This window comes from Silvimonas sp. JCM 19000 (genome assembly GCF_054652575.1).
In genome coordinates this window covers 185291-198044 of sequence record NZ_BAAIHC010000003.1, presented here as the reverse complement: position 1 = coordinate 198044, position 12754 = coordinate 185291, and the positions used below count along the sequence as shown (strand labels likewise).

Genomic DNA, 12754 nt, shown 5'->3' with positions numbered 1-12754 from the left:
ATTACTTGTCAGCCGGGCCGCTGGGCTGATATTCCGCCATCTTCACCACCTGATTGACGCCGCTGACCAGGCTGGCCGCTTTGGCAGCGCGGTCGACCACATCCGGCTTGCTGATACCCAGCAGATAAACCACCTGGCGCTCAGTCACTACCATCAAGTGCACCGAACCCAGATCGCCAATCTCACCTACCACGGCAGTTTTGACGCGCGCCGACAATTGCGCGTCATACAGCCGGTTGGCGGTGGTCGAGACCGGGCCGATGGTGACTTCGTTATAAATCTTGCGTACGCCCGGATTTTTGCGCGCGATTTCTTCAACGCGCGCCTTCGCTGCCGGATTGGGCACTTCGCCGGTTAACAGCGTATTGCCGTTGAAGACATTCACGTTAACGTGGGCAGTGTCTTTGTACACATCGCTGATGCTGCTGCTGATATTGCCGCCGGCATCGATATCCGATTTCATCGTCTCAGCCGGACGCGGATCAGTGCCGATCAGCACGCCCAGCGCGGCGCCGGTGGCAAACACCACAGGAATACATCCTTGCAAACCCAGTCCCAGCGCCAAAGCGGCGGCCACCAGACCACTACGGATTGTGGTACGTGTCATTGATTTATTCTCCCCCTAACAACAAATAGTCGATCGCATCGCATATGGCATGAATGATCAATGCGTGCGTTTCCTGAATCCGTGATTGCCGTTCAACCGGCACGCACAAATGGATATCTTCGCCTGCCAGAATATCGGCGATCTGACCGCCATCACGGCCGGTCAGGGCCACAACGCTCATCTGGCGGTCATGCGCCGCGTGTATGGCAGAGATGACGTTGGCAGAGTTCCCTGAAGTAGACACCACCAGCAACACATCACCCGCGCGGCCCACCGCATGCACCTGACGCGAATAGACCATATCAAAGTCGTAATCGTTGGCGATGGCGGTGATGGTGCTGGTGTCGGTGGTCAGGGCTATCGCCGACAAACCCGGGCGTTCGCGCTCAAAGCGCCCCACCATGGCCGCGGCAAACTGCTGCACTTGCGAGGCCGACGTGCCATTGCCGCAGGCCAGGATGCGCGCATCGACAATCAAGGTCTGCATCAGTTTTTCGGCGGCCTGTGCAATCTGCGGCGACAGGATGTCTTGCACCAGCGACGTTACCGCGATGTTCTCGTCAAAATGCCCGCGCACGCGCTGCATCAAATCCATGAATCTTCCTTGTTCTTACTTGATCAGTTACTGACGTCCAGACAATGCTGCAGCCATTCGATCCGGCCGTGATCAATGCAGACGGCATCAAAGCGGCAGGCGGGCTGAGGCGAGAGCGTGGCCAGATAATGCTCGGCGGCGGCCATCCAGCGCGCGCATTTGGCCGGGGTAATGCTGAATGCGGCGCCGCCATAACGACGACTGCGGCGCGCGCGGACTTCCACAAATACCAGTGTTAGGCCCTGGCGCGCAATCAGGTCGATCTCCCCAAAGCGGCAGCGCCAGTTGCGTTCGACGATCTCCAGCCCGCGCGCTTGCAGATATGCGGCGGCCTGGCGTTCGGCCTGGGCGCCATCCACACTCACGGCTGGGCCGCAGGCAGGCTGGCGTCGTTGGCCGCGGGGGCCGACGGGGTTGCGTTGGCGGGGGTGGGCGCGTTGGCCGTGCCGGGCGGCTCGGCATCGGGCACCTTGATGCTGGTCTGCATCTGCATCAAAGTCCGGTCAACCACGCCATCCGGGCCGATGCGCAATTGGCCGGTCAGGCCGTCATCATGTATCGGCGTGCCAGGTTGCGCCGCCAGTATGCTGGCCATCAAACGCCAGGTATCGACGCCTAGCGCAAACAAACGCTCAACATCATTGGACGGCGAACGCGCACGTTCATACACGCGCCAGGCCGGATTGCCCGGATCGGCGATCCACGGCATATCCAGATAATGGATACCGGCCAGATCAAACAAGGCGGGTGTCGGTAAACGGCCCGGGTTGATCTGGCTGGTGGCATACAGGGCGCGACCGGTGCCCACAAACGGTCGCACGCGGCGCGCCTGCTTGTCGTTCATGGCGAGGAATACGCCATCAGCACCAATCTGATCAAGTTGCGCCCGCAAACCGGCGTAGTCCTGACGGCTGACCGGCATGCCCAATACATTGGGCATACGGCCGTTGCTCACGCCTTTCCATGCCTCTGTAAAACCCTGGGCCATGCGCTTGGCGAGGGCGCCATCGCCCACCAGAATCACAGGCTGGGCAATACCATCGTCATGCATCCAGCGCGCCACCTGGCTGGCCTCCACCTCGGTGGACAAACTGAAGCTGTATAAATTGGGTCGGCGCAGGGTCTTGTCGTCAAAACGATTGAGCGCCAGTACCGGGAATTCAAAGTGGCCGTTATCAGCGATATTGTTAACCGCCGTCTGCGTCAGCGGCCCGATCACCGCCGCCGCACCCAGATTACGCGCCCGGTTGAACTGGGTGAGGATGTCATCCTCGGCATCGCTGGTATCGAATACACGCAATGGCGGTTGATCGCCATCCGACAAAGCGCCTTCCGCGGCAAACAAGCCCGCCTTGATTGCATCCACCGCCGGCTTCCAGGCCTTGCTGCGTGCGGGCAGCAAGACGGCAATAAACTGGCCGGTGGGCGGCGTGGCCAGGGCAGAGGCGTCTTGCGCTGCGGGCTTGTTGGTGGCCGCTGCAGCAGCCGCAGCTGAAGCAGGTGTCTGATGCGCCGGGCTCGATGCAACCGGCGACGCAATGGTCACCAGCGGCGCTGCGGCATGGACGGCGCTGGCCGCAAACAGGACCAGGCCGTATAGTACGGCCGCCAGTGGCCTGCGCGGCCCGCAACAAACCGCATGGAGAGCCCGAGCGTGCATACAGAACCTTCAGAAGTCAGTGGTGGCACATTATATGTGGTCGCCACTCCGATCGGGAACCTGCAAGATTTAACGCCCAGAGCGTTGAATATTCTGCGAAATGTGAGCGTGATCGCGGCCGAAGACACTCGTGTCACCGGCCAGTTGCTCAAGCATTTTGGCATCACCACGCCCATGATCAGCGTGCGCGAACATAACGAGCGCAGCATGGCCGAGAAGATCGTCACGCGCCTGCAAGCCGGTGACAGCGTGGCCCAGGTCTCGGATGCCGGCACACCGGCGATTTCCGACCCCGGCGCGCAACTGGTGGCCGCCGTGCACGACGCGGGCCTCAAGGTTGTGCCCATCCCTGGCGCCAGCGCGCTGACCAGCGCCTTGAGCGTGGCTGGCTTCACTTGTGCACACACATTGTTCTATGGCTTTTTGCCGCCCAAAACGCGCCAACGCCAGGACGCACTGGCGCCACTCCTCAACCTGCCCTACGCCACGGTGTTTTACGAAGCACCGCACCGCATCCTCGACACCATGGCCGATCTGGTCACCTGCTTTGGCGCCGACCGCACCGCCTTGCTGGCGCGTGAAATCACCAAAACTTTTGAAACACTCAAGCGCGGGCCGCTGTCCGCCTTGCAGAGCTGGACCGCCTCCGACAGCAATCAGCAACGCGGCGAATTTGTCATCGTCATCGACGCGGCCCCACCGGCACCGGCCGATGCCGAGAATGCACACGATGCGGTATTGCAACCTTTGTTGAGCCAATTGCCGGTGAAACAAGCCGTGGCGCTGGCCCAGAAAATTACCGGCGCCGCACGCAACGCCTTGTATGAACGGGCATTACAGCTAAAGGCCGAGGCGGCCGCAGACGCTGAAGACGCGGATGAAGAATGAAAAAGCGCGCAGCAATGCAACTTGGCCTTGCCAAAGCGACGAAAGGTAACCGATAATCTCGCCTCCTTAGCCCGGGTGGCGGAATCGGTAGACGCAGCGGATTCAAAATCCGCCGCCGCAAGGTGTGGGGGTTCGAGTCCCCCCCCGGGCACCAGAATAACGGTGCATGTATAAGGAAGCAGCGCAAGCTGTATTGCAGATGCAATGCACCAATAAGAAAACCGGCCTGGAGCCGGTTTTTTTACGTCTGCTCACTCTGCCCGCGGCGGGTGCGTGATTGTTTTGTTTTACCAAACAGTCTTGCTCAATCTGCCTGATTTATCCGCCCAATTTCCCCGCCTAAACTGCAATCCGTTAACTCTTTTCCCAGCCTGTTATACGGAGCGCACGAACATGACTCAGAAGATTGCAATTATCACTGGCGGCAGCCGCGGTTTGGGCAAGAATGCGGCTTTGCATCTGGCGCGCGATGGCGTGGATGCCATCATCACTTATCACAGCAATGCCGAAGCCGCGCAAAGCACGGTTAAAGAAATCGAAGCGCTGGGCCGTCGCGCGGTCGCGCTCAAACTGGACGCTGGCAATAGCGCGGAATTCGATGGCTTCGTCGCCCAGGTCAAGCAAGCGTTGGCCGATACCTGGCAAACCGATCGCTTTGATTTCCTCATCAATAACGCCGGCATCGGCATCAATAGCCCGATTGCAGAAACCACTGAGGAAACCTTCGATACGCTGATGAATATCCATCTGAAAGGCCCCTTCTTTATCACGCAGAAACTGCTGCCGGTCATCAAGGATGGCGGTCGGATCGTGATGATATCGAGCGGACTGTCGCGTTTTGCCTTCCCCGGCTATGGCGTCTATGGCGCGATGAAGGGCGGCGTTGAGGTATTGGCCCGCTATCTGGCCAAAGAACTGGGTAGCCGCAGGATTGCGGTCAATACCATTGCCCCGGGCGCGATCGAAACCGATTTCCGCGGCGGCGAAATTCGCGATAACAAACAGGCCAATGCGGCGGTTGCTGCGGCAACGGCCTTGGGCCGCGTGGGTTTGCCGGATGATATTGGCGGTGCAATTGCGGCCTTGCTCAGCGATGGCAGCGGCTGGATTAATGCGCAGCGCATTGAAGTATCCGGCGGCATGTTTATCTAAACGAATAGATTTGCGCTAAATACAACAGCCCGGCGGCCAAGCCGGGCTTTTTATTTGGCGTGGCCCTGCCGCAACCACGGCGCGGTAAGCCCTTGCTGTTGCCACCACGCTTCCAGTCGCTGCCAAACCTGTTCCCGCTCTGCGGCGTTCAGCGTCGTCCAGTTGGCAACCTCAAGAAACGTGCGGCCGCAGCCACGGCAAACGTCATCGCCCAGACCGGTGGAACACATGGCAATGCAGGGGGAATCGGGGCGAGAAGACATACACAATCCGCAAGAACAATCGGGCCAGACTATCGAATGAGCAGCCCGGATAGTCAAGCACGTACTGATCGGCGTTTTGCTTGCCGCCTGCAATCAAAGCGTCATTAACAATTAGCGCGATTGTCATCTGCCGGTTGCATGATGCGCAAAATCAACGCGCGGAAGCATGAGATGGCAGATAACCCTTTGAAATTCCGTAGCATCTGGATTTCCGACCTGCACCTGGGCACCTCGGGTTGCCAGGCGGAATATCTGCTCGATTTTCTCAAGAATACCGAAGCCGAATATCTCTACCTGGTCGGCGACATCATTGATGGCTGGGCGCTCAAGCGCTCCTGGTATTGGCAGCAAAGCCATAATGACGTCATCCAGAAAGTGCTGCGCAAAGCGCGCAAAGGCACCCACGTTATCTATATCCCGGGCAATCACGATGAAGGCGCGCGCCAGTTTCTGGGGCTGATGTTTGGCGATATCCGCATTGAAGACGAAGTGGTGCACACCACCGCCGATGGTCGCCGCATGCTGGTGTTACATGGCGATCGCTTTGATGGGGTGGTGCAATGTGCGCGCTGGCTGGCAATTGTGGGCGACCGTCTCTATGGCATAACGCTCAAACTCAATTACTGGTTTAACCGCGCCCGCGCCCGTATGGGATTGGGCTATTGGTCTTTGTCGCAATACCTTAAACACAAGGTCAAAAAGGCCGTTAACTTTGTCAGCAGTTTTGAGCAAGCGGTGGCATTGGAAGCCAAAACGCGCGGGCTGGATGGGGTGATTTGCGGCCATATCCATAAAGCCGAAATGCGCGAGATTGACGGCGTGTTGTATTGCAATGACGGCGATTGGGTCGAAAGTCTGACCGCCCTGGTCGAATTACCCAATGGCGAACTTAAAATCCTGACCTGGCAGACTTTTTTTGCCGAGCAGGCCGCGCAAATCAATAGTTTGACCGTTGCCCCAACTGGCGCGGGTTTGCAGGAAATCACCGCATGAATATCCTGATTGTGACCGACGCATGGGAACCGCAAGTCAACGGGGTGGTGCGTACGCTGAAACAAACCCGGCTGGAATTACAAAAACTGGGACATAAAGTTGAATTGATCCAGCCGCAGCAATTCCGCACCATGCCTTGCCCGACTTATCCCGAGATACGCCTCGCTTTTATGCCTGGCAAAAAAATTGCGGCGCATATCGAGCGTTTCAAACCTGATGCAATTCATATCGCCACCGAAGGCCCGCTTGGAATGGCGGCGCGCAAATACTGTATTAAAAACAATTTGCCGTTCACCACGGCTTATCATTCGCGGTTTCCGGAATACGTACATTTGCGCTTTGGTATTCCGCTTGCATGGACCTATCGTTGGCTGGCACGGTTTCATAACGCTGCCCGCGCCGTGATGGTGCCGACGCGGGTGGTGGTCGAGGATTTGCAATCGCATGGTTTTAATAATGTGGTGCTGTGGTCGCGCGGCGTGGATCTGGAGATTTTCCGGCCTGGCTCACGGGAACGCCTGCAAACGCGACGCCCCATTTTTGTTTACGTCGGGCGTGTGGCGGTGGAGAAGAATGTCGAGGCGTTCTTGCAGCTCGACTTGCCCGGCTCGAAATGGGTATGTGGCGATGGCCCGGCCGCGGCCAGTCTGCGCGGCCGTTATAACGAATCAAATGGCGTGCATTGGCTGGGCGTGCTTAACCAGGGCGAACTGGCGCAGGTTTATAACAGCGCCGATGTGTTTGTGTTCCCATCGCGTACCGATACGTTTGGGCTGGTTTTGCTCGAGGCCATGGGCTGCGGCTGCCCGGTGGCGGCTTACCCGGTCACCGGCCCCATCGACGTGATCGGCCGCGACGGCCCCGGCGCGCTCAATCAGGATTTGCGCCAGGCTTGCCTGGAGGCGCTGCATATCGACCGCGCTGCGGTGCGCAAACATGCCGAGCAGTTCTCATGGGCGGCCGCCAGCCGCCAGTTCATGCAGCATCTGCATCCTTTCTCTGAAGCGGCGCAACGCGAATTACAGCTGGCAGTGCAAGCCGCCGCCGATTAAACGCGCATATGCCACGCCCAGCCCCCGCCTGCGGCCGCTGCTTGAAAAGGCCAGTTGGCTGCCTCACTTTGGTTTGATCCAGACCAACAGGCGCAGGCTGGCCTTTTTATTGCCATGTTCGATTTCATCAAGAATCAGCGCCGCAAGCGCCATCTGGCGCGCAATCCCATCCCCGATCCAATCTGGCGCCAGGTGGTACAGCTGCCGTTGTTTATGGGCTTGTCGCCAGAAGAACGCCAACGTTTGCGCGAGCAATCGGCCTGGTTTTTGCATGAAAAATCGATTATTTGCGTTGATGGGCTGGAACTCAGCGACGCTGATCGCGTTTTGCTCGCGGCGCAAGCGGTCTTGCCCGTGCTGAATCTCGGCTTTGATGCGTATGACGACTGGCACGAGATCATTGTCTATCCCGGACAATTCTTGTCCCGCGACCGTTACACCGATCATTACGGCCTGGTGCACGAGTACGAACAAATCCTGGCCGGGCAGGCCCGCTCGGACGGGCCGGTTCTGTTGTCATGGCTAGACGTGTCACAATCCGCATGGCTCGACGGCTGGAATGTGGTCATCCACGAATTTGCGCACAAACTTGATATGCGCGACGGCGCGCCCAACGGCCGCCCGCCCTTGCATGCGGGCATGGATGCAGCGCAATGGAAGGCCGCGTTTTCGCGGGCGTTTTCGCATTTAAGCCGCTTGGCCCATACCGGCGAATACAGTCCGATCGATTTATATGCGGCCGAGAATCCGGCCGAATGCTTTGCCGTAATGAGCGAATACTTTTTTGAAACGCCGCATGCTATTGCGGAGCAATACCCCGAGGTTTATCAGCAATTGCGCCAGTTCTATCAGCAAGACCCGCTCGCCCGTTTGCCGCGCGTTCGTTATCGCCCCGCGTTTGAACCACTGGACCTTGGACCCGTCGCTTTTGATCCGCTGATCAATCCCGGCATCCTGCCCACACCCGCGCCTGGTGGTTGGGCATGAGCGTGCCGGTCGGTGTGCTAGCGGCGGCCGACGCCGAACTGCAAGCGCTGTGCGCGCAATACGGGCTGATCACCCTGGAGGCTGCCCCGGCTGAGGGCCAGTATCTGCTCTGGCTGGACGAGCAATTGCAGCTGGCGGAAGTTGGGTCAAAAGGCCGCGTCAGTGTTGATCTGGTAGCCGGTGCGCAAGCGCATCGGCGCAAATTTGGGGGCGGACGCGGGCAGCCGGTCGCCAAAGCGGTGGGTTTGAAGGGGGGCAATACGCCCAGCGTGCTCGACGCGACGGCCGGTCTGGGGCGGGATGCTTTTGTGCTGGCCAGTCTGGGCTGCGAGGTAACGCTGCTCGAACGCAATCCCGTTGTCTGCGCGCTATTGCAGGATGGCTTGCGCCGCGCGGCGCTCGACGCCGAGACGGCGCCCATCGTCGCCCGCATGAACTTGCTGCAGGCCGGCGCGCAAGCCTGGCTGGAAGCCGCTGCGCCACAATCGTTTGATGTGGTCTTTCTGGACCCGATGTTTCCCGAACCGGAAAAACGCGCGCGCGCCAAAAAAGAAATGGCCGCGTTTCAGTCCTTGATCGGCGGGGATTTTGACTCGGATGCGCTGCTGGCGCCGGCACGGCGTGTGGCACGGCAACGCGTAGTAGTAAAAAGACCCCGCGCAGCACCATGGCTGGCGGGGTCCAAACCTGACTTTGGCTATGACGGCGAAAGTACGCGATTTGATGCTTATTTGCCGATCAAGCCGCAGGACGCGCCCGACTGAGCGGACCAGGAACCATCAGGACGCGATGCCGCCATCTTCAATCAGGCGTTTGTAGCGGTACAGGGTGGCGATTGATACGCCCATATCTTTGGCAACGTCACGGCTGTGCATGCCGCGCCGCAGACTTTCTGCCAGCAGCCGCACCGCACTCGCATTGAGCTTGGGCCGACGGCCACGTTGTTTGCCGAGCGGTTTGGCACGCGCCGGGCGCTCGGAACGCAGTTGCTGGATCAGGATATTCATCAAGGTGCGTTGACCTTCGGCGGTGGCGGAAGATAAACCCAGCGCCACGACTTCAAGACTGGCGCCACGTCGATCCAGTTGTTCCAGCAAGCACAATAATTGATAAGCACCGAGGCCTGCCGTATCGAGATTGTGGATGACCAGTGTGTCATTACTGATCAGGCTGGCTAGCGCCATCGACAATTGTCGGCGCGAGTGCGAGTTAAGATCCATAAACACAGCCTGGCATGACCAGGCACGCATCAGCTCGAGACGTGTATGCTCGTGGCCGTGGTCTGATTCATCCAGCAGATATCCGATACGCATGTGGTGATTCCCCCTTTGAAACGCTGTCTGCCGGCATTGCCAGACACGACTGAAATCGTGTGGGCCGGGTGCATGCCAAGTTATCCAGGGGGGATAGGTGCAACCATGAGACGAATCTGAAAGTCAGATTGAGTACTGAGAATGTTCACCCTATTAAAAGGGTCAAATCGTTGAATTTGCAGCGTATTTTTTTATATAAATTGCGCCTATATGCGAACACTGCGGGTTTGGGCGCAATTCGTTCTGTGAATTGATAGGCGCTGGATGTATTTCTGGTAATAGCCGTAATCGGAATTGCGTATGATGGCCCGGCTACAACAATCAATCTGACCGTGCTCCCGTATGCCGCGCGCTTTCGGCCGTTGAGGCTTTAACAGCTTGGTGATGCGAGAGCCACTTGATATTGTCCGCCACACGCAATGCCGTAACGCATACCCGTTATAGCGCACCAGATCAGGGGACGACCATGGCAGTACATGCAAATCTGCTTTGTGTTTCGCAGTCTGAAACACAAATGAAAAAGGCCACGCGATTGCGTGGCCTTTCAGAATCTGGCTCCCCGACCTGGACTCGAACCAGGGACCTGCGGATTAACAGTCCGTCGCTCTACCGACTGAGCTATCAGGGAATCGACTTGCTGCTGCGTCGATGAGGTGCGTATATTAGTAGGCCACTTGAAACCTGTCAAGCAACATGCAAAGAGAAACGTGAGTAAAGTATGGAAAAAATAAAAAAACCTTTGATTATATTGATCATTTTTTTAGCATTTATTGCCGCATTACCGGTCATTGTGCCGCTGCAATTGTTTTCGGGTGACGCAACGCGCCTGCTGCAACGTATTACGCATAGCAATATCCAGCTGCAACAACTGGCTTTTGAATACACACCACGCCCGGCATTGGTGCTGCAGGACATTACCCTCGATGGTGACCCGGCCATCGGTCATATCGAATTTATCCGCGTGCCGCTCACCGTTTACAACGTATTGCACTGGGGGCGTGACCTGCGCGAAGTCACGGTCGAGGGCGGCCACTTCAGCCCGCAATGGGCCATGCAATTGCCGCAAAAACTGCGTCCGCAAAGTGGCGAAGCCACGGTGCACTTTGCTGACCTGCATTTGATCCGGACCAGCATCGTGCGCAATAACAGCGAAGTCGGCCCTCTCGACGGCGTACTCAAGTTTGATAGCGGGAGCAATCTGGCAGGCCTGACGGTCACTGATAGCAGCGGCCGCATGACGCTGGAGATCCTGCCGCAGGGCAGCGATTTTGCCGCCACGCTGAGTGCCAGCGGTTGGGACTTGCCACTGTCGGTGCCAGCGCATTTTGATAGCTTGCAGCTCAAAGGCATTGCCAACCAGAACGGTTTGCAGGTCACCGAAATCCATGGCGAACTCTATAGCGGCGTGGTTTCAGGCACAGCGCGGCTGGACTGGACGGATGGCTGGAAACTCACCGGCACCGTGCACGGCAGCAGCGTACAAGCCGAGCCGCTGACCCGGCTGTTTAACCAGACCACTTTTGTGTCTGGCCGCATTGAAGGCGATGCGAACTTTGCCTATGCCGGCGACAGCTACCAAACCCTGCTGGCAACGCCGCAAATCGATACCAACATGACGATCAAGCAAGGCGCCATCCATAATTTTGATTTGATTGCGCCGCTGAAATCGACCGTGCCGGTGACCTATGCACGCGGCGGGATTACCCGTTTTGATACCCTGACCGGTAATGCCGTAATCAACGGCAAGGTGGTGCAGCTGGCCAACATCAAAGTTGATGCGGGCAAGTTTGTCGCCACCGGCGCCATGAAAATCGAAGCCGGTAACAAGATCAGTGGCGGCGCACAGGCGCGTTTGCAGGCAGGCGTGATTGCGGCTTCTTCGCAAATCCGCATCGGTGGCAAACTCGAAGCACCGGTCTTCCAGACTGGCGGCGCATGGCGCCAAGGGCATGACGATCCGCTGGAGCAGGCCGACAAGGTACAAACCAAAGAGCCAGCGCCCAGCGAGGATTAACGCGGCGTTCAGGCTGTTATAAAAGTGTTTGGAAATGCGCTGCATCGTCGGCGCATTTTTTTGCACGACATCTGTTCACGCCTGTCCGCTGCAAGTCATGCTGAACACGATTGTTTTTGCCCGGCCCCAGCCCCATCTGTTTGGGCAATCTGCCTTTATATATCAACGCGAGCGCCCCCCCCATGAGCTGGACCGATACCCTTACCCTCACGCCCTCCCCCGCCGAGACTGCGCTCGCCGCCCTCGAAAGCGGCAGCGTGATCAGCCCGCTGACTCAATACGGCGTCATCCGTTTTAGCGGCGAAGAAACGATGACGTTCCTACAAGGCCAGTTGTCGAGTGACCTGAGCAAAGTCGACGACACCAGCGCGCAATACTCCAGCTATTCCACGCCCAAGGGCCGCATGCTGGCCAGCTTTCTGATCTATCGCGCACAGGGCGATTATCTGGTGCAAATCTCCAGCGATCTGCAAGCCGCCATCCAGAAACGCTTGAGCATGTTCATACTGCGCAGCAAAACCAAAGCCACTGATGCCACGGCTGAACTGGCCCTGATCGGGGTGGCTGGCCCGCATGCGGGCGCCCTCGTCGCCCAGGTAACCGGCGCAGCCCTGCCCGAATCATTGCACGTGGCCGACTGGGACATGGGCGCGATCATCGGCTTGCCGGGCGCACGCTATCAGTTGGTGGTGAGCGCGGATCAGGCTGCCGGCGTATGGCAAGCGCTGGCCAGCGCTGGTGCCGTGAGCGTGGACGAGCCGGTGTGGCGTTTGACCGAAGTCCGTGCGGGGACGCCCTGGATTACCGCAGCCACGCAAGAAGAATTCGTGCCGCAGATGGCCAATATGGAATTGATCGGCGCGGTCAGCTTTAGCAAGGGCTGCTATCCCGGCCAGGAAATCGTGGCGCGTACGCAATATCTGGGCAAGCTCAAACGGCGCATGTATCGCATACAGGTGGCCGCAGCCGCGGCGGCGGGCCAGGAAGTGTTCAGCCCCGAAATGAATGGCCAGCCCTCTGGCCGCGTCATGTTGGCAGCCCCGGCGGCAGCCGGCCAGAGCGAGGCGCTGGTGGTGGTGCAAATGAGTTCGCTGGAGCACGGTCTGCATCTGGGCGCACCGGACGGCCCGGCCCTGCAAGTGCTTGATCTGCCTTACAGCATCGCCTGATTCTGTCGGCTTGCCGGCCTCCTTGTAGCCTGACCACCGGGCGTAGACGCGCGCGGTGGTT

At 58.5% G+C, this 12754-nt stretch carries 14 protein-coding genes and 2 tRNA genes; 9 read left to right on the top strand and 7 right to left on the bottom strand.

Annotation, left to right across the window (positions count from 1 at the left end):
- Window position 1: 1 nt before the first annotated feature.
- The 4 genes from ACYQ1A_RS04675 to ACYQ1A_RS04660 are packed head-to-tail and all read right to left on the bottom strand — an operon-like array spanning window position 2 to window position 2748.
- Window positions 2-607 carry a BON domain-containing protein gene (locus ACYQ1A_RS04675; RefSeq protein ID WP_499360615.1) on the bottom strand — a complete coding sequence of 202 codons (606 nt, stop codon included), beginning with the start codon at window positions 605-607 and terminating at the stop codon, window positions 2-4.
- 4 nt (window positions 608-611) lie between these two features.
- A complete protein-coding gene (locus ACYQ1A_RS04670) occupies window positions 612-1202 on the bottom strand; it encodes a phosphoheptose isomerase (RefSeq protein WP_499360613.1) in 591 nt (196 codons plus the stop codon).
- A 23-nt stretch (window positions 1203-1225) separates the two neighbouring features.
- Complete coding sequence (locus ACYQ1A_RS04665) at window positions 1226-1567, bottom strand: YraN family protein (protein ID WP_499360611.1); 342 nt, start codon at window positions 1565-1567, stop codon at window positions 1226-1228.
- Window positions 1564-2748: a penicillin-binding protein activator gene (locus ACYQ1A_RS04660; protein ID WP_499360609.1), complete on the bottom strand. Its 1185-nt coding sequence runs from the start codon at window positions 2746-2748 to the stop codon at window positions 1564-1566. Before ACYQ1A_RS04660 ends, ACYQ1A_RS04665 begins: the two co-directional genes overlap by 4 nt.
- A gap of 93 nt (window positions 2749-2841) precedes the next feature.
- Here ACYQ1A_RS04660 and rsmI point away from each other — a divergent pair, with 93 nt between their 5' ends.
- The 3 genes from rsmI (at window position 2842) to ACYQ1A_RS04645 (ending at window position 4902) form a co-directional block, all read left to right on the top strand.
- Window positions 2842-3750, top strand: coding sequence for a 16S rRNA (cytidine(1402)-2'-O)-methyltransferase (rsmI, locus tag ACYQ1A_RS04655; RefSeq protein WP_499360608.1), 909 nt, complete (start codon window positions 2842-2844; stop codon window positions 3748-3750).
- A gap of 69 nt (window positions 3751-3819) precedes the next feature.
- Window positions 3820-3904 (top strand) — tRNA-Leu (locus tag ACYQ1A_RS04650).
- A gap of 239 nt (window positions 3905-4143) precedes the next feature.
- Window positions 4144-4902 carry an SDR family NAD(P)-dependent oxidoreductase gene (locus ACYQ1A_RS04645; RefSeq protein ID WP_062224985.1) on the top strand — a complete coding sequence of 253 codons (759 nt, stop codon included), beginning with the start codon at window positions 4144-4146 and terminating at the stop codon, window positions 4900-4902.
- Window positions 4903-4952: 50 nt separating this feature from the next.
- On the opposite strand, the gene ACYQ1A_RS04640 is transcribed toward ACYQ1A_RS04645, so the two are convergent.
- Window positions 4953-5165: a DUF1289 domain-containing protein gene (locus ACYQ1A_RS04640; protein WP_062224986.1), complete on the bottom strand. Its 213-nt coding sequence runs from the start codon at window positions 5163-5165 to the stop codon at window positions 4953-4955.
- Between the two features lie 171 nt (window positions 5166-5336).
- On the opposite strand from ACYQ1A_RS04640, the gene ACYQ1A_RS04635 reads away from it, so the two are divergent.
- The 4 genes from ACYQ1A_RS04635 (at window position 5337) to ACYQ1A_RS04620 (ending at window position 8961) form a co-directional block, all read left to right on the top strand.
- Window positions 5337-6158 carry a UDP-2,3-diacylglucosamine diphosphatase gene (locus ACYQ1A_RS04635; protein WP_499360605.1) on the top strand — a complete coding sequence of 274 codons (822 nt, stop codon included), beginning with the start codon at window positions 5337-5339 and terminating at the stop codon, window positions 6156-6158.
- On the top strand, window positions 6155-7210 hold the full coding sequence (locus ACYQ1A_RS04630) for a glycosyltransferase family 4 protein (protein WP_499360603.1): 1056 nt from the start codon (window positions 6155-6157) through the stop codon (window positions 7208-7210). Before ACYQ1A_RS04635 ends, ACYQ1A_RS04630 begins: the two co-directional genes overlap by 4 nt.
- Window positions 7211-7324: 114 nt before the next feature.
- Window positions 7325-8197 (top strand): M90 family metallopeptidase, encoded by an 873-nt coding sequence (locus tag ACYQ1A_RS04625; RefSeq protein ID WP_499360602.1) that lies wholly within the window; start codon window positions 7325-7327, stop codon window positions 8195-8197.
- On the top strand, window positions 8194-8961 hold the full coding sequence (locus ACYQ1A_RS04620; RefSeq protein ID WP_499360600.1) for a class I SAM-dependent methyltransferase: 768 nt from the start codon (window positions 8194-8196) through the stop codon (window positions 8959-8961). Before ACYQ1A_RS04625 ends, ACYQ1A_RS04620 begins: the two co-directional genes overlap by 4 nt.
- 15 nt (window positions 8962-8976) lie before the next feature.
- On the opposite strand, the gene ACYQ1A_RS04615 is transcribed toward ACYQ1A_RS04620, so the two are convergent.
- Both ACYQ1A_RS04615 and ACYQ1A_RS04610 read right to left on the bottom strand, forming a co-directional pair.
- Window positions 8977-9510, bottom strand: a complete 534-nt coding sequence (locus ACYQ1A_RS04615) for a hypothetical protein (protein WP_499360599.1) — start codon at window positions 9508-9510, stop codon at window positions 8977-8979.
- A gap of 552 nt (window positions 9511-10062) precedes the next feature.
- Window positions 10063-10138: transfer RNA gene (locus ACYQ1A_RS04610), tRNA-Asn, on the bottom strand.
- Window positions 10139-10249: 111 nt separating this feature from the next.
- On the opposite strand from ACYQ1A_RS04610, the gene ACYQ1A_RS04605 reads away from it, so the two are divergent.
- Both ACYQ1A_RS04605 and ygfZ read left to right on the top strand, forming a co-directional pair.
- Complete coding sequence (locus ACYQ1A_RS04605; protein ID WP_499360597.1) at window positions 10250-11524, top strand: AsmA family protein; 1275 nt, start codon at window positions 10250-10252, stop codon at window positions 11522-11524.
- A 182-nt stretch (window positions 11525-11706) separates the two neighbouring features.
- Window positions 11707-12693: a CAF17-like 4Fe-4S cluster assembly/insertion protein YgfZ gene (gene ygfZ / locus ACYQ1A_RS04600; protein ID WP_499360593.1), complete on the top strand. Its 987-nt coding sequence runs from the start codon at window positions 11707-11709 to the stop codon at window positions 12691-12693.
- Window positions 12694-12754: the final 61 nt, after the last annotated feature.

Bases quoted from the DNA above. Each gene is read 5' to 3' on its own strand.
- ACYQ1A_RS04670 (WP_499360613.1), bottom strand. From the start codon at position 1,202: ATGGATTTGATGCAGCGCGTGCGCGGGCATTTTGACGAGAACATCGCG.
- ACYQ1A_RS04640 (WP_062224986.1), bottom strand. From the start codon at position 5,165: ATGTCTTCTCGCCCCGATTCCCCCTGCATTGCCATGTGTTCCACCGGT.
- ACYQ1A_RS04630 (WP_499360603.1), top strand. From the start codon at position 6,155: ATGAATATCCTGATTGTGACCGACGCATGGGAACCGCAAGTCAACGGG.
- ACYQ1A_RS04675 (WP_499360615.1), bottom strand. From the start codon at position 607: ATGACACGTACCACAATCCGTAGTGGTCTGGTGGCCGCCGCTTTGGCG.
- ACYQ1A_RS04645 (WP_062224985.1), top strand. From the start codon at position 4,144: ATGACTCAGAAGATTGCAATTATCACTGGCGGCAGCCGCGGTTTGGGC.
- rsmI (WP_499360608.1), top strand. From the start codon at position 2,842: ATGGAGAGCCCGAGCGTGCATACAGAACCTTCAGAAGTCAGTGGTGGC.
- ACYQ1A_RS04620 (WP_499360600.1), top strand. From the start codon at position 8,194: ATGAGCGTGCCGGTCGGTGTGCTAGCGGCGGCCGACGCCGAACTGCAA.
- ygfZ (WP_499360593.1), top strand. From the start codon at position 11,707: ATGAGCTGGACCGATACCCTTACCCTCACGCCCTCCCCCGCCGAGACT.
- ACYQ1A_RS04615 (WP_499360599.1), bottom strand. From the start codon at position 9,510: ATGCGTATCGGATATCTGCTGGATGAATCAGACCACGGCCACGAGCAT.
- ACYQ1A_RS04625 (WP_499360602.1), top strand. From the start codon at position 7,325: ATGTTCGATTTCATCAAGAATCAGCGCCGCAAGCGCCATCTGGCGCGC.
- ACYQ1A_RS04635 (WP_499360605.1), top strand. From the start codon at position 5,337: ATGGCAGATAACCCTTTGAAATTCCGTAGCATCTGGATTTCCGACCTG.